The following is an 18,270-nucleotide window of genomic DNA, read 5'->3' on the forward strand; positions in this document are numbered from 1 at the left end:
CTTCATTCTCGATTGCACCGGTCAGGGACGCGATGCGTTCGACGAAACCAGCGGACTGGCCTGGACATGACGCCGCCCATCATGCCGCGCCGCGTCATGATGCCTGCCCAAAGAAAAGAGCCCCGTCCAGGACGGGGCTCTCGAAACTCTCAGGTCGACCGGTCTTACTTGAGGCTGGACGAGATCGAGCCGAACTTGGTGTTCAGCGAGGTGCCGAGGTTGTTGACGACGGTGATGATGGCCAGCGCGATGCCGGCGGCGATCAGACCGTATTCGATGGCGGTGGCGCCGGATTCGTCCTTCACGAAACGCGAAACGAGGTTCTTCATAACTGCTCCCAAAGAGTACACGAGGCTACAACTGATCTGGTCTTTCCGGCTTCCCAGCGCCGCCCGACCATGGATCGAACGTAGAGGCAAAGAATTGCGCCGCAGTTAATTCGACTGCGTAAACACGAAGCGCATTGCACGTATTTCACGATGGTAAACCGGAATTGAAAACAATCCGTTAAATCGTAGCTATCCGCGGCAATGCTGCGGAGCGCGATTTACTCGAAGTTATGACCACGCGTGATCCAATGCCGCCCGCTCGGCCTGAAGCAAGATGAGAGGAATCGTTCATCGCGCTTCAGATTATTGTTCGAGCATGATCTCCCCGGAAAGCCGCGACACACTTTTCCGGACCATGATCGGGTCGACGAGAACAAGCAGGACAACGAGGCGGCATGTCCCTTTCCTTTGCCAACAGCATCGCGGTGCAGACCCGCGCGCGCGCCCTGGTGCCGCTGTGTGTCGGTGCCGGCACCTATCTGTTCTTCTTTTTACCGGCGACACGCTGCTTCAGGACTCCGACTCGTTCTGGCAGATCAAGATCGGGCAATGGATCCTCGATCACGGCGCCATGCCGTATACGGACTTCTATTCCTTCACACGGCAAGGCGAAGCCTGGATCTCGACGTCGTGGCTGTCGCAGGTGCTGTTCGCCTTCTCCTATGCGCAATGGGGCTGGGCAGGTCCCGTGATCGTCACCGCGATCGGGGTCGCGCTCACCGCCGCAATCCTGGTCCATCTGCTCGAAACGCAGATCGAGGCGCCCCGCGCGGTGCTGTTTGCCATGCTGGCGCTGGTGCTGTCATTGCATCACGTGCTGGCGCGTCCGCATATTCTCGCATTGCCCGTGATGGTCGCGTGGGTCGGCCTGCTGATGGCAGCCGCCGACCGCAGAAGCGCGCCGTCCTGGACCTGGCTGCCGCTGATGGCGCTGTGGGCGAATTTGCATGGCGGCTTCGTGCTCGGCCTCGCGCTGATCGGTCCGATCTCGCTCGAGGCAGTCGAGCATGCGGAGAAGGGACAACGGCTTCGGCTGTTCATGCGCTGGGTGCTGTTCGGCGCCGGCGCACTGATCGCGAGCTGTTGCACGCCCTACGGCTGGCGAACGCTGATGGGGGCGACCAACATCCTCAGCCTCGGCGAGCTGCTGTCGCTGATCTTCGAGTGGATGCCGGCGAACTTCGCCACCTTCACCTCGTTCGAAGGCGCGCTGCTCGGCCTGATCGCACTCGGCTATTATCGCGGTCTCGTGCTCTCGGCGCCCCGGATCTTCCTGATCCTGTTCCTGACCTGGAGCGCGCTGACCCATGTCAGGAGCATCGATGCCTTTGCCTTCCTGGTGCCGCTGGTGCTGGCAAAGCCGCTCGGCGAGATGCTCCCGCGCTCACTGGCGGAAGCTGCCGGCGCCGACCGCTGGCCGGCGCGCACCGTCACCGCATTCGGCGCGCTGATGATCGTGGCCGCCGGCTGGACCTCGACCGCGCTCTTCATGGCGCACCACCCCTTCACTTTCACGATGACGCAGACGCCGGTCGCGGCGGTCGACCTGCTCGAACAGCGCAAGGTGCAGCGTATCTTCAACGCCTACCAGTTCGGCGGCTATCTGATCTCGCGCAACATCCCTGTCTACGTCGATGGCCGCGCCGAACTCTACGGCGAGAAATTCGTCATGGACTTCTTCAAGGCAACCGAAGGCAAGAAGCCCGAGCTGCTGCCGCGCCTGCTCGACGACTACAAGATCGACGCGACGCTCCTGGTCGCCGACGCACCGGGCCCGCAGATCCTCGATCAGCTCAAGGGCTGGAAGCGGATCTACGCGGACGACATCGCCGTGATCCATGTGCGGGATGGCACGTCCGCCGCAGCCGCGCCGGCCAAACCGTGACGATCGCGGCCAGTCTTCCAATCGCGCATCGCCAGCGAAACCTGGCGCCGCTGTGCGCTGCGGCCGCGACCTATCTGCTGCTGCTGCTGAGCGGCGATGGCCTGCTGCACGACCCGGATACGCTCTGGCAGATCAAGGTGGGCCAATGGATCCTGGATCATCGGGCCGTGCCCTGGACCGACGTCTACTCCCTGACGCGCCAGGGCGACGTCTGGCTCTCGACATCCTGGTTGTCCCAGGTGCTGTTCGCGACGACCTATTCTCACTGGGGTTGGGCCGGGCCCGTCGTCCTCGCCGCCACGGCAATCGCGGCGGCGATGGGCCTGTTGCTGGCCCTGCTGCAGCGGCATCTCACCCTGCCCTATGCGCTGGTCTTCTGCCTGCTGGCGATGACCCTGGCGACGCCGCATCTGCTGGCGCGTCCCCATGTGCTCGCGCTGCCCGTCATGGTCGGCTGGGCCGGTGCCTTGATGGCCGCGGCCGACCGCGGCCGCGCGCCCTCCTTCCTGCTGCTGCCACTGATGGTGCTGTGGGCCAACCTCCACGGCGGCTTCGTGCTCGGACTCGCCCTGATCGGGGCGATCGGCCTTGAATCGCTCTGGCGCGCGGCGCCGGCACGGCGGCTGTTGCTCGCATTGCAGTGGGCCGCATTCGGGCTTGCCGCACTGGCGGCGAGTTGCTGCACACCCTACGGCCTCGACACCTTGTTGGGGGCTCTGCGCATCCTCACCCTCGGCAAGTCCTTCGCGGTCATCGCCGAATGGCGCCCGGCCGATTTCGGTTCGTTCAGTCCGTTCGCGGGCGCACTCCTCGCTCTCCTCGGTCTCGCGCTCTCCCGCGGCCTCTCGCTGTCGCCGCCGCGCGTGCTGCTGATCCTGATCGCGACCTGGATGGCGCTGGCACATGTCCGCAGCATCGAGACCTTCGGCGTGCTCGTCCCGCTCGTGCTGGCGCAGCCGCTGGGCACGGGGATCAGGCCCGCTGCGTCAGACGCGCCACGTGCCCTGTGGATCGTCCCGACCGCGCCGGCGGCGATGGTGATCGTCATGGCTGTCGCGAGCGCGACCGCAGCCTTTGTCGCACATCACGCCTTTGCATTCTCGGCGACACAGACGCCGGTTGCGGCGGTCGACGTTCTCACCGAACGCAGGGTCGCGCGCATCTTCAATTCCTATGGCTTTGGCGGCTACCTCATCGTTCGCGACATCAAGCCTTTCGTCGACGGAAGGTCGGAGCTCTACGGCGAGAAATTCCTGATGGACTATTTCGCCGCCGAGGACGGGCGCGACGTGGCCAGCCTGCTGCGCATGCTCGACGACAACAGGATCGACACGACGCTGCTCACCGCCGATTCTCCCGCCGCCCAGATCCTGGACCACATCAGGGGCTGGAAGCGGCTCTACGCCGACACCATCGCCGTGATTCACGTCCGCGACGACCAGCAGGCCGCGACACCACCGAAGTGAGCGCGTGGCGCGCACTCAATTCCCGGACTGCAACCAACTCCTGCGATCGAGAGGATCCCGATGGCTCAACCGGCAGATCGCTCCGCCGCCGGCGATGCGTCCTTCCGGGCCGCAGGCTCGTCCGCGCCGGTCGAGAACACGCAGAGCCGCTTCGTGCGATAGACGACGCCGTTCCCCGCGTCCGGGCTCTGACAGACATCGACAACATAGCCGATGCCGTTGCGCGAGGCATAGGCCATTCGCTCCGCAAGCGAGTTCAGGCGCTCGACATCCGTCAACCGGCTTCGCCAAACTGGATAGTAGGACGGCGTCAAGACCGATGATCCGCCGCGCTTGAAGTCGACCCAGACGCGGCGATGCGAGACGAATTCAAACACGCTGCCGCGATCGAGCGCCATGTCGGCGATACTCACCTCGGCCCGTCCGTCGAGCTCCGGCCGTCTCGGCGTCAAGAATATTGCGGATTGGGGAGGGTGACGCCCGCGAGCCCCACCATCTCGCTGGCCGAAATCGAATCGATCAGCACGTGCCCTGGAAACTACTGGCGAAGGAAATTCACCAGGGCGAACGGATGCCCGAACTCCGGATTCGAGAGGAAACCGCGGAGCACGACATACGCAAGCGGCAGGCACAGGATGCAGCCGATCAGCACGCGCGAAGAGATTTCGCGGATCGTGGCTTTCCGCTGCGCTAATGGCGGATCAATCCGCGTCCGGGAATTGGATGCGCCGGCACCCATGAATCACCGGCCAATAAAAAACGCGGCGTTTCCGCCGCGTTTTTCAATTCGATGCACCGCCTTGGCAATTACGCCTGCGGCTGCGGCTCCAGGCCGGGATCCGGATCGGGCCGCGGGCGCGACTTGCCGGCCGGGGGCACGGCGGAGGCGCGCGGCGTGGTCGGCTCGAGCACGGACTCGCGGTTCGGCTTCTTGCCCTTGAGCAGATCGATGATCTCGTCGCCGGACAGCGTCTCGAACTCGAGCAGGCCCTTGGCAAGCGCTTCCAGATCGGCGCGCTTCTCCGTGAGAATGCGCGTCGCTTCGTTGTAGCCTTCTTCGACGAAACGCCGGATCTCGGTATCGATCTTCTGGACCGTCGCTTCCGATGCGTTCTGGGTGCGCGACACCGACATGCCGAGGAAAACCTCGTCCTGGTTTTCGCCGTAGGACACGGTGCCGAGCGCCTCGGACAGGCCCCAGCGCGTCACCATCATGCGGGCGAGGCGCGTGGCCTGCTCGATGTCGGAGGACGCACCCGAGGTCACCTTTTCGCGGCCGAAGATCAGCTCTTCAGCGACGCGGCCGCCCATCATGATGGCGAGGCGCGAGGTCATCTGCTCCAGAGACATCGACAGCTTGTCTCGCTCGGGCAGCTGCATGACCATGCCCAGCGCACGGCCGCGCGGAATGATGGTCGCCTTGTGGATCGGGTCGGTCGCGACGACGTTGAGGCCGACGATGGCGTGACCGCCCTCGTGATAGGCCGTCAGCAGCTTCTCTTCCTCGGTCATGACGAGCGACTTGCGCTCGGCGCCCATCATCACCTTGTCCTTGGCCTCTTCGAACTCGGCCTGCGTCACCATCCGCTTGTTGCGGCGGGCGGCGGTCAGGGCGGCTTCGTTGACGAGGTTCATCAGGTCGGCGCCGGAGAAGCCCGGGGTGCCGCGCGCGATGGTCTTGAGGTTGATATCCGGCGCCAGCGGCACCTTGCGGACGTGAACCTTGAGGATCTGCTCGCGGCCGACCACGTCGGGATTGGGCACCACGACCTGACGGTCGAAGCGGCCGGGACGCAGCAGCGCGGGATCGAGCACGTCGGGACGGTTGGTCGCCGCGATCAGGATCACGCCCTCGTTGGCCTCGAAGCCGTCCATCTCGACCAGCAACTGATTCAGCGTCTGCTCGCGCTCGTCATTGCCGCCACCGAGACCGGCACCACGGTGACGACCGACCGCATCGATTTCGTCGATGAAGATGATGCAGGGCGCGTTCTTCTTGGCCTGCTCGAACATGTCGCGGACGCGGGACGCACCGACGCCGACGAACATCTCGACGAAGTCGGAACCCGAAATGGTGAAGAACGGCACGTTGGCTTCGCCCGCAACCGCACGCGCGATCAGGGTCTTGCCGGTGCCGGGAGGGCCGACCAGCAGCACGCCGCGCGGAATGCGGCCGCCGAGGCGCTGGAATTTGCCGGGGTCGCGCAGGAATTCGACGATCTCCTGCAGGTCCTGCTTGGCTTCGTCCACGCCGGCGACGTCCTCGAAAGTGACGCGGCCATGTGCTTCCGTCAGCATCTTCGCGCGCGACTTGCCGAAGCCCATCGCCTTGCCGGCGCCGCCCTGCATCTGCCGCGACAGGAAGATCCAGACGCCGATCAGCGCGATGAAGGGCAGCCAGGAGACCAGCAGCGAGACGAACCACGGCACGTTGTCGCCGGGCGGCTTCGCGCTGATCTGCACCTTGCTGTCATAGAGGCGCTTCACCAGCGTCGGGTCGTTCGGCGCATAGGTCTGGAAGCTCGAGCCGTTGGTGAAGGTGCCGTGGATGTCCGGCCCCTGGATCACGACGTCGCGCACATTGCCGCGGTCAACTTCGCTGAGGAGCTGGGAGAAGGCGATGTCCTGCGAGGAGGCGCGCTGACCCGGATTCTGGAAGAGCGTGAACAACGCCAACAGCAGCAGGACAATGATGACCCAGAGGGCGAAATTGCGCAGATTGGCGTTCATCGATCTTCCTTCGTGGTCGCGCGGATCGCGGCCCTGATCCTTCGTCGTTTACTTGGTCAGCTACTTTGGGCAGCGCGAGGAAATCCCAAAGGAATCTTCTCGGTTGGACGCATACAATCTAGGTGCCGCCCCGGTCGCTGCCAAGGGAACGAGATGGGACTATTTAGCCCATCTTGGAGCGATTCCCGCTGAAATAATGGCGATCAATCCGTGGTTTTTCCCGCCTGGTTAAGGTGTCCTGACGGCGCGTGGCGCAAACGGCCGGTGTCATGGTCCGCCCTCGTCCGCCATTCGGGTCCCCTTGCAGGTCCCCTTGCAAGTCCCCTTGGACCGTCGGGCCGGCGCCGGCGCGATGTGGATACGCCCCCCGGCAAGGCTGATCAAGGCTCCCGCAAGGGTCTGCTTCAGGATCGCACGGCCAGTTGCGACCGCAGGCAGCCTTGCCGCCACGTCGCGATCGAGCATCGCCTGATCAAGCGCGGCCATGAGGGTTTCCACCTTGCCGAGTTCCGCAGGCCCCTCATGGCCGAGGGCATTGACGGCCCGCAGCAGAAGCCGCAGCCGAACCTCCTCCGGCAGGGCGGCAAATGCGGATGCTTCATAGCTCCGACTGCCGGCCTGCGGCGCATCGCCGCGTGCCCGGAGCTGAAGGAAGCGCTCGGCGCCGTCGGTCATCAATTCGATTGCCGCATTGGCACGCGCGAACCTGCCTGCTAGCCGCACCAGCGTGCGGGTATCGCCACCCTCGGCCGCAAGCTGCGGCAGCAGCGCGCGCAGCCGCGGCCGAGTGAAGGCGGTGTCGCGATTGGTGGGATCGTCGGCAAAGCCGATCTTCGCGCGCTTCAAGGTCGCGACGAGCTGCGACTTCGGCACATCGAGCAGCGGGCGCGCCAGGACGATGCCATCGCGCTCCGTGCGGCGCGCCATCGCCGACAGCCCGGCAAGCCCGCTGCCGCGAACGAGGCGCATCAACAGGGTCTCGGCCTGGTCGTCGCGGGTGTGGGCGGTCAGCACATGGCTCGCGCCGGCCTTGCGCGCGGCCTGCGCGAGCAGGCGGTAGCGCGCCTCGCGCGCGGCCGCCGGCAGTCCCCTCTTCGGCTTCGCACCGCGCCAGCGCAGGGTCCGGTGGGGCAGGCCGAGCTCCGTTGCCAGTCGCTTGACCTCGCGCGCCTCGCGGGCCGCTTCCGGTCGCAGGCCGTGATCGACGGTGACGACGGTGAGTTGCGGGCCGCGCGGAAGGCTGCGACGCCAGCGCGCGGCGAGCCACATCAGCGCGACCGAGTCCGGCCCGCCGGAGACCGCGAGCACCAGTGCCGGTGAGCTCTTGAGCTCGGCGAAGAGTTGCTTCGCCGCGCGCGCCGAGATCGTCGAATTGTCGTCGTCTGACATGACGCTGCAATCGTCCGCGGATGGACCGACTGTCTAGCGCAAACTGATCCGCCTTGTCAGCGGATCAGCACTTCACGCGCTTCTGTTCGCGATCCACCGCGGCCTTGACGCCGGCGGAGGCGCGCGGAAATTTGCGACCGACCTCGCCGAAGGCGGCGCAGGCGGCCTCCTTCTCCTTCAGCGCGGCCAGCGACTGGCCGAGCCGCAGCAGGGCATCCGGCGCCTTGGCCGACTTGTCGTATTTGGTGGTGACGGCGAGGAAGGCTTCCGCGGAGTCGCGATATTGCTGGCGCTGGAAGTAGCTCTCGCCGAGCCAGTATTGCGCGTCCCCGAGCAGCGGATCGCTCGGATATTTCTGCGCAAAATTCTTCATGGTCTGCTCGGCGAGCGCATAGTCCTTCCGCTGCATGTAGCCGATGCCGAGGTCGAACTCGTCGCGCGGCGATGCCGAGGGCGGCAGCGTGGTCAGGCCAACGCCGCCGCCCGGCGCGGGATAGCCTGGCTGGGCCGGCGGATAGACCGGCTGGGCGGGCGCTGCGGCCTGCGGATAGCGCCCGCCGGTGTTGCCAAGATCGAGCGGCTCGCCGGCGTTGCGCCCGCCGGGCGCGCCGACCTGAGGACCTGCCGGCATCGGCTGCTGTCCGCCGCCGAGCGCGCGCGGCGCGCCGGGTGCACTCGGATTCTGGCTCGGGTCGAAGGCGTCGCCGCGGCGACGGCTGCCGGGGGCACCGGGCGCCGGCTGCTCCTGGACGATCGGCGCGGGAGAAGCGATCTGGGGCTGCTCGTAGTTCGGCTGGGCGGGCTGCTGCTGACGGTAGGCCGGCGCCACCTGAGCAGGCGGCATCGCGGCGACATTGGGCTGCGCCGGCGCCTGTCCGGGCGTCGCGCCTTGCGCGCCGCCCTCGACCGCCCGCAGCCGCTCTTCGAGCTGACGGTTGCGATATTGCAACTCTTCGTTCTGGCCGGTGAGCTGGCGCAACTGGTTCTCCAGCCGCTCGATCCGTATCTCGGGGTCATCGTCCGACTGAGCGAAGGAAGGCGAGCCCAAAGACAGCAGCGCGGCGATCGCCACGGTGCCGGAAAAGACCTTGGATCTGGATGACATCTTGTCCTGACGACGAAAACGAAATGATCTGCGACCGAACATGCGACGCGGCACACATTGAAAGGCACTACGCCAAAAATGTGACTGGCACCACGGGGTTTCGGTCACAGATTGCTGAAACGAAACCGGCGCCCGAGAGGGCGCCGGCATGATCGGTTTCCGAAGATGAACGGTGCCTGACTAAAGCCTCAGGAGCTCGCGTTCAGAACGGTCACAGCGCGACGGTTCTGCGACCAGCAGGAGATGTCGTTACAGACGGCCACCGGCCGCTCCTTGCCATAGGAGATCGTGCGCATGCGGTTGGCGTCGATGCCGCGCGAGGCGAGGAACGAACGCACCGACTGGGCACGGCGGGCGCCGAGCGCGATGTTGTATTCGCGGGTGCCACGCTCGTCGGCATGACCTTCGATGGTGAAGGAGTAGCGCGGGTAGCTCTGGAGCCACTGCGCCTGCTTCTCCAGGGTCACGATCGCCTGCGGGGTCAGATCGGTCTGGTCGCTTTCGAAGAACACGCGGTCACCCACGTTGACGACGAAGTCCTGCTGGCTGCCCGGCGTCGCCGCGTTGGCCATCGCATCCGTCGCAGCATTCTTGTTGGCGCAGGCGCCCATCGACAGCGCGATTGCGACCACCGCAGCCAGCTTCAATCCCTGGAGGATGCGCATAGGGTATTTCATTCCGGAGCCTCCACGCTCACGTTCGTCCACTGCCATCGGGTCTACAGGGGTTGGTTAAGCGAACGTTCCGTCAACCTTGACGGAACCTTGCTCCAGCCGGTCAAATGCCCCCAACCAGCGAAAAGCACCCGCCATGGTTAATGGGTTGTAAATGTGGCGCGAGGGTGAAGGCAAGCCGCGTTCGCCGGCAAACATGCCAGTTTTGCCGGAATTTTAGCCCAAGGTGCGGTGCGCGGAGACGGGAGCTACCGCCGAAAGGCATCGGGCGCGGCCATGACCACGCCGGCGCGGACTTTAGACGTGAGCGGCTTCCGCCACCAGCACAGGCCGCTGCGGGACCTGGCGCTGACCACCCCGCCCGAACAGCATCCGCCGCTCGAAGGCAGTGGATCGCATGATCGGATAGCGCTCGAACACCTTCTTGCGGAAGGTCGGGAAGTCCGCCGCCATCAGGCCAAACGGCTTGGTGAGCCCCGGAACGAGCCGGGGCTCGGCAATGGTCTCATGCAGAAACACCCGGCGGTAAAACGCCTGGTGCTCGGAACGTACGATGGCAAGGCCGAGATCGGCATTGAAATGCTCGCACGCCATGTAGGCGAGCCGGGTGGTCAGATAGGGCAATTCCGGAACCCGCTTCACCTGGTCCGGATCGGCAACGAACCGCGTCGGATCGATCATGACCTCGCCGCGATCCAGCCGCGGCATCAGGATCTCAGGGAAGACATCGGCCGAAGTGGACTCGCGCCACTCCGAGGTCAGCACGCTGATGCGCACCGAGCTGCAGAGCTGGCCACGGAGGTAGACGCCGAAGGTCCAGGCGTTCGGCAGTTCGTCGTAGCGGTCGGTGACCCGGGCTTCCGGGGATTCCTTGACGGCGCCCTCACGCAGATAGGCGCGGTAGCGGAGGTTGTAGATCTCTTCCTTCTCCGCGGCCGTTTCCGCGAGATGGTAATCGACGTCGGTCAGGAGCTCCGCTCCACGTCCAACAGCCGAAATGAAAGATCTGGCTGAGGACTGCATTCCAACTCCTTACCCACCACTCACGACGCGTCGATCTCGAGGCAATTCGCGCAAGACAACTTGCGCGGGCGCGATGATTTATTAACACCTTCTTAACAAACATGCAAAGCAATCGAACGGTTAGGGTTAACCTCCGCAGCACTCCGTCGCGCCAGCAACAGTCTGAAATAACGGGTGGTTTTCGGATGTCGCGTCAGGCGAAGGAGCGCGAGACGACGACCTGGAGCAGGCCGTCCCCGCGGCGTCCATGCGAGGCGTTGAGGAGCTGGCGCATCCGCACCGCGGGCACCGGACGGCTGAACAAATAGCCTTGCGCCTCCGAGACGGTGCCGTCGGCGCTGATCAGCTCGAGCTGCTCGTTGGTCTCGATGCCCTCGACCACGACCGCCATGCCGAGGTCGGCGGACAGGCGCGCGACGCCGCGCAGCAGCGTCAGCGGCCGGTCGGTGTCGATGCCCTCGAGGAAAGAGCGGTCGATCTTGACCTTCTGCATCGGGAAATTGTGGAGATAGCTGAGGCTCGAATAGCCGGTGCCGAAATCGTCCAGCGAGATACGCACGCCCAATGCATGCAGTTGCGACAGGATGTCATGGGTGAGCTGGGTGTTGCGCAGCAGCGAGGATTCGGTGATTTCGATCTCGAGGCGATGGGCCGGAAGGCCGGAGACCTCGAGGGCGTAGCGGATTTCGCTGAGCACGTCGCGCTGGTGGAATTGCTGCGGTGAGAAGTTGACGGCGACGCTGACGCCGTCCGGCCAGTTCATGCATTCCATGCAGGCGCGGCGCAGGATCCAGCGGCCGAGATCGACGATCAGGCCCATGTCCTCGGCGACCGGAATGATGTCGACCGGCGAGACCGTGCCGCGCACCGGATGATTCCAGCGCAGCAGCGCCTCGCAGGTGGTGATCTTGCCGGTCTTGAGGTTGACGAGCGGCTGGTAGAACAGCTCGAACTCCTCGTTGGCGAGCGCCTTGCGCAGGTCGAGCTCGAGGATGCGGCGGGCCTCGACGGTCGCCGCCATCTCGTCGCGGAAGAAGCAGAAGGTGCCGCGGCCGTCGGCCTTGGCGCGGTAGAGCGCCATGTCGGCGTTCTTGAGCAGGGTGTCGGCGCTGACGGCGCCGTCCGGCGCGGTCAGCGCGATGCCGACGCTGGCGCCGATCTCGACCAGATGATTGTCGATGCGGTAGCGCTCGCTGAGCCGCTCGACGATGCGGCGGGCGAGGCTCGCGGCGTCCTCGGCCGCGCTGATGTTCTGCTGGAACACGACGAACTCGTCGCCACCGAAGCGCGCCACGAAATCCTCGGGCCGCAGCATCTCGCGCAGGCGGTTGGCGACCGCACACAGAAGCTGGTCGCCGCAGGGATGACCGAGCGTGTCGTTGACCTGCTTGAACTGGTCGAGGTCGACGAACAACAGCGCGGAAAGCCGCTCGGCATGGTGTGCGTTCGCCAGCAGCCGCCCGATCTCGTCACGGAAGGAAACGCGGTTGGGCAGCGCGGTCAACTCGTCATAGCGGGCGAGATGGCTGATCCGGGCTTCGGCGTTGGTACGTTCGGTGATGTCTTCCAGCAGCAGCACGGTGCCGCCCCGGGCCATCGGCTGGAACGTCCAGGCCAGCGTGCGGCCGCGAGAGGAATCCGGATCGGCGGTGACGATCTCGCGGATCCGCCCATGCTCGATCTCGGCCATGATCTGTTTGCCGCTTTCCGCCGAGATGGAGCCAGCGGCGATGCAGGCCGACACGATATCGGCGGCGGTGGCACCTCGCTTGACCAGGTCCTCCGGCAAGGCCATCAGCTCGCCGAAGTGGTGGTTCATCACCGCGAGGCGTCCGTCAGCGCGAAACATGCACAGGCCATGCGGCATGTTGTTCAGCGCGGTGTCGAACTGGCTCGCCAGCGCGGATTCCCGGAAGCTCGACGTCAGCGCCTTGACGAAGATCGCATGCAGGCTGAGGTTGATGTTCTTCATGCCGATGAAGAAGAACATGAGCAGGACGGCAAGGCCGACGTGATAGAATCCGCCGTGCAGCATCAGAGCGAGCGACATCGGCCCGCAGGCGAGCGCGACGTGCCACTGGATCAGCCGCGGCCTTCCATAGTTGCGGGCGGCGCCGCCGGCGGTGTAGCCGATGCCGATCGCGACGCAGAGCATGTCGGCAACCGCATCCTCGTTGAGATAGATGACGACAAAGGCCCACAGCCCGAGCACGGCGGCGTAGATCAGCGCGCCGATCCAGTAGCGCGGCTCCAGGTGCCTCGCCTCTTCGAACGACAACCCATGCGCGCGGTTCTCATAGCGCCGCATCTGGAACGCGCGTCCGGTGCCGACGGCGATGAGTGCGAACGCGATCGGCCACAGCCGGACGTCGCCGGTCTTCAACGCAGTCATGACCGCGGCCGCGGCCGCTGAGGCCGAGCCAAGGAAGATCGCCCAGAAATTCTGCACCATGGAGTTGACGAGAGCGGCGTAGAGTATCGGCTCCAGCTCGTCTCGATCGCTCTGCTTCTGGTCGGCCAGTTGCATTGGCTTGTTACGCGTCCTGTTTGGCGCGTACTTTTACCCAGACCAGATGAAGCCTTTCTGAGGGAACATCGTTAAAGTCGAGTTGTTTTTCGGCAATAGCGAACCTGTTTCTGCTGAAATATCAAGCAACTAGGCAAGCGTTGCCGGGCACAAGGTAAAGGAAAGCTTGCCTCCCGCACCAAACCCGAAAAATTCTGCATGTTCTTCGAAAACATCGCGCGTCCAAGCGCGCGACGTTTCAGGCCGGATGTCTCTATCCCGGCGTGGAGGACAACAGCGGCGACCAGGCCGGGTCGGAGGCGAAGCCGGGCGTCGGTACCTTGAGTTCGTTGCGGCCGGAGATGTCGACGGAGAACAGCGAGGGACCGCCGGCCCCGCCGGGATCGCGGAAGAACATCAGCACGCGGCCGTTCGGCGAGAAGGTCGGACCTTCATTGTGATAGCCGGAGGTGAGGAGCCGCTCGCCGCTGCCGTCCGGCTTCATGACGCCGATCGAGAATTGCCCGCCGCCCTGTCTGGTGAAGGCGATGTAATCGCCGCGCGGCGACCACACCGGCGTCGAATAGGTGGCGTTGGTGTCGTCCTTGGAGAATGAGATGCGCTGCGCAGCACCTCCTCCCGCCGACATCACGTAGATCTGCGACCTGCCGCCGCGGTCGGATTCGAAGCAGATCCGGGTGCCGTCCGGCGAGTAGGACGGCGAGGTGTCGATCGCCGGCGTGTCGGTGAGGCGCGTGGTCGATCGCGAGCGCAAATCCATCACGAACAGGTTGGAATTGCCGCCCTGCTGCAGGCTCATGATGACGCGCTGGCCGTCGGGCGAGAAGCGCGGCGCAAAGGTCATGCCGGGGAAATTGCCGACGATCTCGCGCTGGCCGGTCTCGATGTTGAAGAGATAGACCTTCGGATCGCCCTGCCCGAACTCCATGTAGGTGATCTCTTGCGAGTTCGGCGAGAAGCGCGGCGTCAGCACGAGGTCGGCGCCGCGGGTCAGGTAACGCACATTGGCGCCGTCCTGGTCCATCATCGCGAGCCGCTTGACGCGGCGCTCCTTCGGCCCGGTCTCGTCGACAAACACGACGCGGCTGTCGAAATAGCCCTTCTCGCCGGTCATCTGCTCATAGATCTGGTCGGAGATGATATGGGCGATGCGGCGCCAATATTCCGGCGAGGTGAAGTATTGCTGTCCGGTGAGCTGCTGGCCGGTGATGACGTCCCACAGGCGGAATTCGGCCTTGAGCCGGCCGTCCTGCTGCCGCGTCATGCGGCCGGTGACCAGCGCCTGGGCGTTGAGAGTCTTCCAGTTCTGGAATTGCGGCGCGACGTCGATGTTGCTGATGCGCTCGATGAAAGCGGCCTGGTCGATCGGCGCGAACAGGCCCGACCGCTTCAAATTGTTGGTGATGACCTGGGTCACGCCGTTGCTGACGTCGCCGTCGGCGGGCGAGCCCGGCACGAAGTTGGAGATCGCGATCGGGATCGGCCGGAACTCCGTGGGATCGATACGGATGCGCTGGGCGAAGGCAGGTCCGCCCCCGAGCATCGCAAGCGTCGATCCGGTCAGGGTCATGAAGCGGCGGCGGTTCATCGATCGGGCGTCATTCATCGCAAATTTCTTTTGTCCGGATGTCACAACATGTCTTTCAGGCCGAAAGTCATCTCGATCTTCTTCCAGCCTTCGTATTGCTGCCTGGGCATGAACGAATAGACCTGACATTGCACGATGGCGCGCTTGGCGCTTTCGGCAACGGCTTGGGCAATCGACCTGGACGGGCCCCGCACCGCGACGATGATCGGCTCGGATGCCAGCGAGCCATCGATCTGCATCGGAATGTCGATATCGGCCTCGTACAGATCGGCGTCCTGCCCGTTATAGGTGGGCGTGAAACAGCGCCTGACCGCGCTCGTGAACGCGCCCCGCCAGGTCGCCACGTTATTGGCGGCCGTGCCGCTCGTCGTGCCCAGCGCAGCCGAGGCATTCAGCGCCGAGCCGGAGAGCTCGTGCCGGGTCGCAGCGCGCTTGTCGAGGTCGCGCTGGATCTGCGCGGGATCGAAGCTGCGCTCCTTGGGCTTGGGATGCTGCTGCGGCTGCACCGCCGCGACCTTCTGCTCTACGGGCTTGGGCGGCGGCTTCTTGGTGTCGAGCTTCTTCTGCAGCTCGGCGATCGGATCTTCCTTGGCCGGATCAGGCTTCTTTTCCGGCGGCTTCGGCTCTTCCTTCGGCTTCGCCTCGGCAACGGGCTTCGGAGGCTCGGGCTTCTTCTCGACCGGCTTCTCGACGGGTTTCGGCGGCGGCTCGGGCGTCGAGTTGGTCTTGATCAGCTCTTTCTTCTCGGTGACCTTGCCGACGGCGTCCTCTTCGGGCTTGGCCTCGGCGATCTTCTCGACCTTGGGCTTTGGCTCTTCCTTCTTGCCGGTCTTCTGCCCCGACATCATCTTGGCGAGCTGATCGGTGGAGATGATGTCGACCGGGAGCGACTCTTCCGCCGGCACGTAGGCCTTGCTGCTAAAGGTGAACAATCCCCATCCAAGCACGAGGACGTGGAGGGTAATCGACGCAACGAGTGTCTTGTCGACGTTCACCTTCACCGGCTTACCCCTGATCCGCCTCGGTGACGAGCGCCAGCTTCTTGAAGCCCGCGCCGGACAACAGGCCCATGACCTTGGCTACCGTTCCGTAATCCGCCTTCTTGTCGGCGCGCAGATAGATGCGTTCCTCGAGCCCGCCGCGCGCCTCCGTGATCGCCTTGAGCTTGGGGATCAGCTCGTTGATCGCGATCTCGGCATCGTTGATGAACACCTTGCCATTGATGTCGACCGACATCTGGATCGGCTTCTGGTCGTTGTTTTCGAGGCTCTTGGCCTGGGTCTGCGGCAGATCGAGCGGTACGCCGACCGTCAACATCGGCGCCGACACCATGAAGATGATGAGCAGCACCAGCATCACGTCGACCATCGGCGTGACGTTGATCTCGGCCACGACGGGCTTGCGCCGGCCACGGCGCCCGCCGCCTCCGGACGAACTCGCAACGTTCATCGCCATGATCGCGTGCCCAAATTGCCCTTCACAGTAGAGCCATTTCCGTTCCGATGGAATCGGAACGGGGCTCTAGATTCTTGTCCTGACGCGTTTTCTTTACGCGAACCGGTATCCACTTCGCTCGAAAACGCTTCATACATGCCGTCCATCAGCCCCGCTCGTCGATCTGACGCGACAGGATGGCTGAAAATTCATCGGCGAAGCCTTCGAGCCGCTGGGCCTGCCGGTTCACCTCGGATGTGAACTTATTGTAGAAGATAGTGGCAGGAATGGCGGCGATAAGGCCGACAGCGGTCGCAAACAGCGCCTCCGCGATGCCGGGAGCCACCACCGCCAAAGAGGTATTTTTCGACGCCGCGATCGACTGGAAGCTCGACATGATGCCCCAGACCGTGCCGAACAGGCCGACGAAGGGGCCGGCGGAGCCGACGGTTGCCAGCACCAGCAGGCGGCGTTCCAGCCGCTCGACTTCGCGGGCGATCGAGACGTTCATCACCTTGTCGATGCGCATCTGAAGACCGGCGACCGAGCGCGCCTGGTTCTCGAACGAGCGCTTCCACTCGCGCATCGCCGCGACGAAGCAGGCCGCCATCGAATGCGTCGGCTTGGCCGAAAGGGTGCGATAGAGTTCCTCGATCGACTCGCCCGACCAGAACGCCTGCTCGAAACGGTCCATCGAGCGGCGGGTGCGGGCAAACAGGAAGATCTTGTCGATGGCGATTGCCCAGACCCAGACCGAGCAGCCGAGAAGGCCCAGCATGACCCCTTTCACGATCCAGTGAGCCTGCCAGAACAGCGCGATCAGCGACACGTCCGCGGAGGCGGCAACCGGAAGGGCGGACTGAGCCATTTCGGCCGGGTTCATAAGCAGTATCCTCTCAAGGCGATCGTTACCGATGTTCCGTAGCAGCGAAGGGCCGCCGGTTCCCCAACAGCCACGCTAGTACCGGCGCGGCCGGCAAGCCCGCTCAAAGCCTTGTTTTTCTGGAGTGCAGGGGCTCGTCCAAAGCCGGCCGTCTGCATTCCCTGCCAAGATGTCAAAACTATGGGCCTTGACCGCAGCTTTGGGCGCGATTGTCCGCAATTACCAGAGCCCGGCGATGGTTAATGCCGGGTTACCGCGGGCGAATTTGGCTGCGGGAAAGGTAGGCAGCGCAGACGGTTGGGGTCAGGCCGGGACGGGCTCAGGGCAATTGGTCAATCGCGCGGGATTGCCGACCGCCGTGCAGCCGGCCGGCACGTCTGCGGTCACAATAGTGCCGGCACCGACCTTGGCGAAATCGCCGATGCTGATATCGCCGAGAACGGTCGCGCCGGCGCCGATATAGACATTGCTGCCGATGCGGGGCGAGCGCGCCGGCAGTTCGCTGTTGCGGCCGATGCTGACATTCTGGAGGATGGTGGTCCCATCGCCGATGACCACATTCGCGCCGATCACGATACCCGTGGCGTGGTCGAGATAGACCGACGCGCCGATGCCGGCGGCTGGATGGATGCTGACCTGCAGCAGGTTGGAAGACTCGTTCTGAAACAACAGCGCGGCATCGACATGGCCGCGATTCCAGAGCCAGTTCGAGACGCGCCAGGCTTGCAACGCGACATAACCCTTGAAATGCAGCAGCGGCGGCAACAGCCCGGCGATGGCGGGATCGTGGATCGCGATCGCCTGCAAGTCGCGGCCGGCTGTCTCGATCACCTCCGGTGAGTCGCGAAAGGCGTCGAGGGCAAAGGCCGTGAAGCGCGCTCGCTCCGCCGCTGAACCGCCAAGTCTGCGCCCGATCAGATCGGCCAGGACGGCAGCAAAATCGTCATGGACGAGGACTGCATCGGCAAGGGATTTGCCGAAAACAGGATCAGCCGCGATCGCGCGTTGTGCCTCACCGCGTATCTGCTTCCAGAGACTCTCGTTTGCCGAGGTCGCAGCCGCCATCATCGCCGCCTCTTTTTCTCGCGTCTCGAATATAGGCCGCGTGCCGCCCTTGCGCCACGCCGCGCCGGCGGCGGGCGTGGGCCCCCGAACAACTTGCCGCAGCTCCCCGTGAGGCTACGAGCTTGCGTGCCAGGCTTCCCCAACCATATAGTCCGGCGAAGTTCAGGCCGAC

Annotated in this window: 15 protein-coding genes and 1 pseudogene; 2 read left to right on the forward strand and 14 right to left on the reverse strand. The window is 64.6% G+C overall.

Features of this window, described 5'->3' with window-relative positions; all coding sequences use genetic code 11:
• Nucleotides 1-164 precede the first annotated feature (164 nt).
• Nucleotides 165-329, reverse strand: coding sequence for a Flp family type IVb pilin (locus ACQ86E_RS09035; protein ID WP_014439808.1), 165 nt, complete (start codon nucleotides 327-329; stop codon nucleotides 165-167).
• Nucleotides 330-724: 395 nt separating this feature from the next.
• On the opposite strand from ACQ86E_RS09035, the pseudogene ACQ86E_RS09040 reads away from it, so the two are divergent.
• Together ACQ86E_RS09040 and ACQ86E_RS09045 are read left to right on the forward strand one after the other, a co-directional pair.
• Nucleotides 725-2,214, forward strand: a pseudogene (locus ACQ86E_RS09040) (hypothetical protein).
• Nucleotides 2,211-3,680: a hypothetical protein gene (locus ACQ86E_RS09045; RefSeq protein ID WP_431205091.1), complete on the forward strand. Its 1,470-nt coding sequence runs from the start codon at nucleotides 2,211-2,213 to the stop codon at nucleotides 3,678-3,680. Before ACQ86E_RS09040 ends, ACQ86E_RS09045 begins: the two are co-directional and overlap by 4 nt.
• Before the next feature lie 65 nt (nucleotides 3,681-3,745).
• Here the strand turns inward: ACQ86E_RS09045 and ACQ86E_RS09050 are convergent, their stop codons facing one another.
• The 13 genes from ACQ86E_RS09050 to ACQ86E_RS09110 all read right to left on the reverse strand — a co-directional run bounded on the left by ACQ86E_RS09050 (nucleotide 3,746) and on the right by ACQ86E_RS09110 (nucleotide 18,101).
• Complete coding sequence (locus ACQ86E_RS09050; protein ID WP_431205092.1) at nucleotides 3,746-4,093, reverse strand: hypothetical protein; 348 nt, start codon at nucleotides 4,091-4,093, stop codon at nucleotides 3,746-3,748.
• Nucleotides 4,094-4,218: 125 nt separating this feature from the next.
• On the reverse strand, nucleotides 4,219-4,419 hold the full coding sequence (locus tag ACQ86E_RS09055) for a hypothetical protein (protein ID WP_431205093.1): 201 nt from the start codon (nucleotides 4,417-4,419) through the stop codon (nucleotides 4,219-4,221).
• Between the two features lie 68 nt (nucleotides 4,420-4,487).
• Complete coding sequence (ftsH, locus tag ACQ86E_RS09060) at nucleotides 4,488-6,410, reverse strand: ATP-dependent zinc metalloprotease FtsH (RefSeq protein ID WP_014439804.1); 1,923 nt, start codon at nucleotides 6,408-6,410, stop codon at nucleotides 4,488-4,490.
• A gap of 267 nt (nucleotides 6,411-6,677) precedes the next feature.
• On the reverse strand, nucleotides 6,678-7,799 hold the full coding sequence (tilS, locus tag ACQ86E_RS09065; protein WP_431205094.1) for a tRNA lysidine(34) synthetase TilS: 1,122 nt from the start codon (nucleotides 7,797-7,799) through the stop codon (nucleotides 6,678-6,680).
• A gap of 64 nt (nucleotides 7,800-7,863) precedes the next feature.
• Nucleotides 7,864-8,904 carry a tol-pal system protein YbgF gene (gene ybgF, locus ACQ86E_RS09070; RefSeq protein ID WP_431205095.1) on the reverse strand — a complete coding sequence of 347 codons (1,041 nt, stop codon included), beginning with the start codon at nucleotides 8,902-8,904 and terminating at the stop codon, nucleotides 7,864-7,866.
• Between the two features lie 188 nt (nucleotides 8,905-9,092).
• On the reverse strand, nucleotides 9,093-9,581 hold the full coding sequence (gene pal / locus ACQ86E_RS09075) for a peptidoglycan-associated lipoprotein Pal (protein ID WP_041748053.1): 489 nt from the start codon (nucleotides 9,579-9,581) through the stop codon (nucleotides 9,093-9,095).
• Nucleotides 9,582-9,875: 294 nt separating this feature from the next.
• Nucleotides 9,876-10,601: an N-acyl amino acid synthase FeeM domain-containing protein gene (locus tag ACQ86E_RS09080; protein WP_431205096.1), complete on the reverse strand. Its 726-nt coding sequence runs from the start codon at nucleotides 10,599-10,601 to the stop codon at nucleotides 9,876-9,878.
• Between the two features lie 193 nt (nucleotides 10,602-10,794).
• Entirely contained in the window at nucleotides 10,795-13,128 is a 2,334-nt protein-coding gene (locus ACQ86E_RS09085; protein ID WP_431205097.1) for a putative bifunctional diguanylate cyclase/phosphodiesterase, read from the reverse strand.
• Between the two features lie 253 nt (nucleotides 13,129-13,381).
• Nucleotides 13,382-14,716, reverse strand: coding sequence for a Tol-Pal system beta propeller repeat protein TolB (tolB, locus tag ACQ86E_RS09090; protein WP_431206436.1), 1,335 nt, complete (start codon nucleotides 14,714-14,716; stop codon nucleotides 13,382-13,384).
• 41 nt (nucleotides 14,717-14,757) lie between these two features.
• Complete coding sequence (locus tag ACQ86E_RS09095) at nucleotides 14,758-15,717, reverse strand: protein TolA (protein WP_431205098.1); 960 nt, start codon at nucleotides 15,715-15,717, stop codon at nucleotides 14,758-14,760.
• 4 nt (nucleotides 15,718-15,721) lie between these two features.
• Nucleotides 15,722-16,171, reverse strand: coding sequence for a protein TolR (gene tolR / locus ACQ86E_RS09100; protein ID WP_431205099.1), 450 nt, complete (start codon nucleotides 16,169-16,171; stop codon nucleotides 15,722-15,724).
• 145 nt (nucleotides 16,172-16,316) lie between these two features.
• On the reverse strand, nucleotides 16,317-17,033 hold the full coding sequence (tolQ, locus tag ACQ86E_RS09105; RefSeq protein ID WP_014439795.1) for a protein TolQ: 717 nt from the start codon (nucleotides 17,031-17,033) through the stop codon (nucleotides 16,317-16,319).
• Between the two features lie 303 nt (nucleotides 17,034-17,336).
• Nucleotides 17,337-18,101, reverse strand: coding sequence for a serine O-acetyltransferase (locus ACQ86E_RS09110; RefSeq protein ID WP_431205100.1), 765 nt, complete (start codon nucleotides 18,099-18,101; stop codon nucleotides 17,337-17,339).
• Nucleotides 18,102-18,270 lie beyond the last annotated feature (169 nt).

This window comes from Bradyrhizobium betae (assembly GCF_050632175.1).
Taxonomy (GTDB): Bacteria; Pseudomonadota; Alphaproteobacteria; order Rhizobiales; family Xanthobacteraceae; genus Bradyrhizobium; species Bradyrhizobium betae_B.

What these genes read in the sequence shown, in the direction of transcription:
- ACQ86E_RS09080 (WP_431205096.1), bottom strand. Translation starts at nt 10,601, where the DNA reads ATGCAGTCCTCAGCCAGATCTTTCATTTCGGCTGTTGGACGTGGAGCG.
- ACQ86E_RS09110 (WP_431205100.1), bottom strand. Translation starts at nt 18,101, where the DNA reads ATGATGGCGGCTGCGACCTCGGCAAACGAGAGTCTCTGGAAGCAGATA.
- tolQ (WP_014439795.1), bottom strand. Translation starts at nt 17,033, where the DNA reads ATGAACCCGGCCGAAATGGCTCAGTCCGCCCTTCCGGTTGCCGCCTCC.
- ybgF (WP_431205095.1), bottom strand. Translation starts at nt 8,904, where the DNA reads ATGTCATCCAGATCCAAGGTCTTTTCCGGCACCGTGGCGATCGCCGCG.
- ACQ86E_RS09035 (WP_014439808.1), bottom strand. Translation starts at nt 329, where the DNA reads ATGAAGAACCTCGTTTCGCGTTTCGTGAAGGACGAATCCGGCGCCACC.
- tolR (WP_431205099.1), bottom strand. Translation starts at nt 16,171, where the DNA reads ATGGCGATGAACGTTGCGAGTTCGTCCGGAGGCGGCGGGCGCCGTGGC.
- pal (WP_041748053.1), bottom strand. Translation starts at nt 9,581, where the DNA reads ATGAAATACCCTATGCGCATCCTCCAGGGATTGAAGCTGGCTGCGGTG.
- tolB (WP_431206436.1), bottom strand. Translation starts at nt 14,716, where the DNA reads ATGAACCGCCGCCGCTTCATGACCCTGACCGGATCGACGCTTGCGATG.
- ACQ86E_RS09085 (WP_431205097.1), bottom strand. Translation starts at nt 13,128, where the DNA reads ATGCAACTGGCCGACCAGAAGCAGAGCGATCGAGACGAGCTGGAGCCG.
- tilS (WP_431205094.1), bottom strand. Translation starts at nt 7,799, where the DNA reads ATGTCAGACGACGACAATTCGACGATCTCGGCGCGCGCGGCGAAGCAA.
- ftsH (WP_014439804.1), bottom strand. Translation starts at nt 6,410, where the DNA reads ATGAACGCCAATCTGCGCAATTTCGCCCTCTGGGTCATCATTGTCCTG.
- ACQ86E_RS09055 (WP_431205093.1), bottom strand. Translation starts at nt 4,419, where the DNA reads ATGGGTGCCGGCGCATCCAATTCCCGGACGCGGATTGATCCGCCATTA.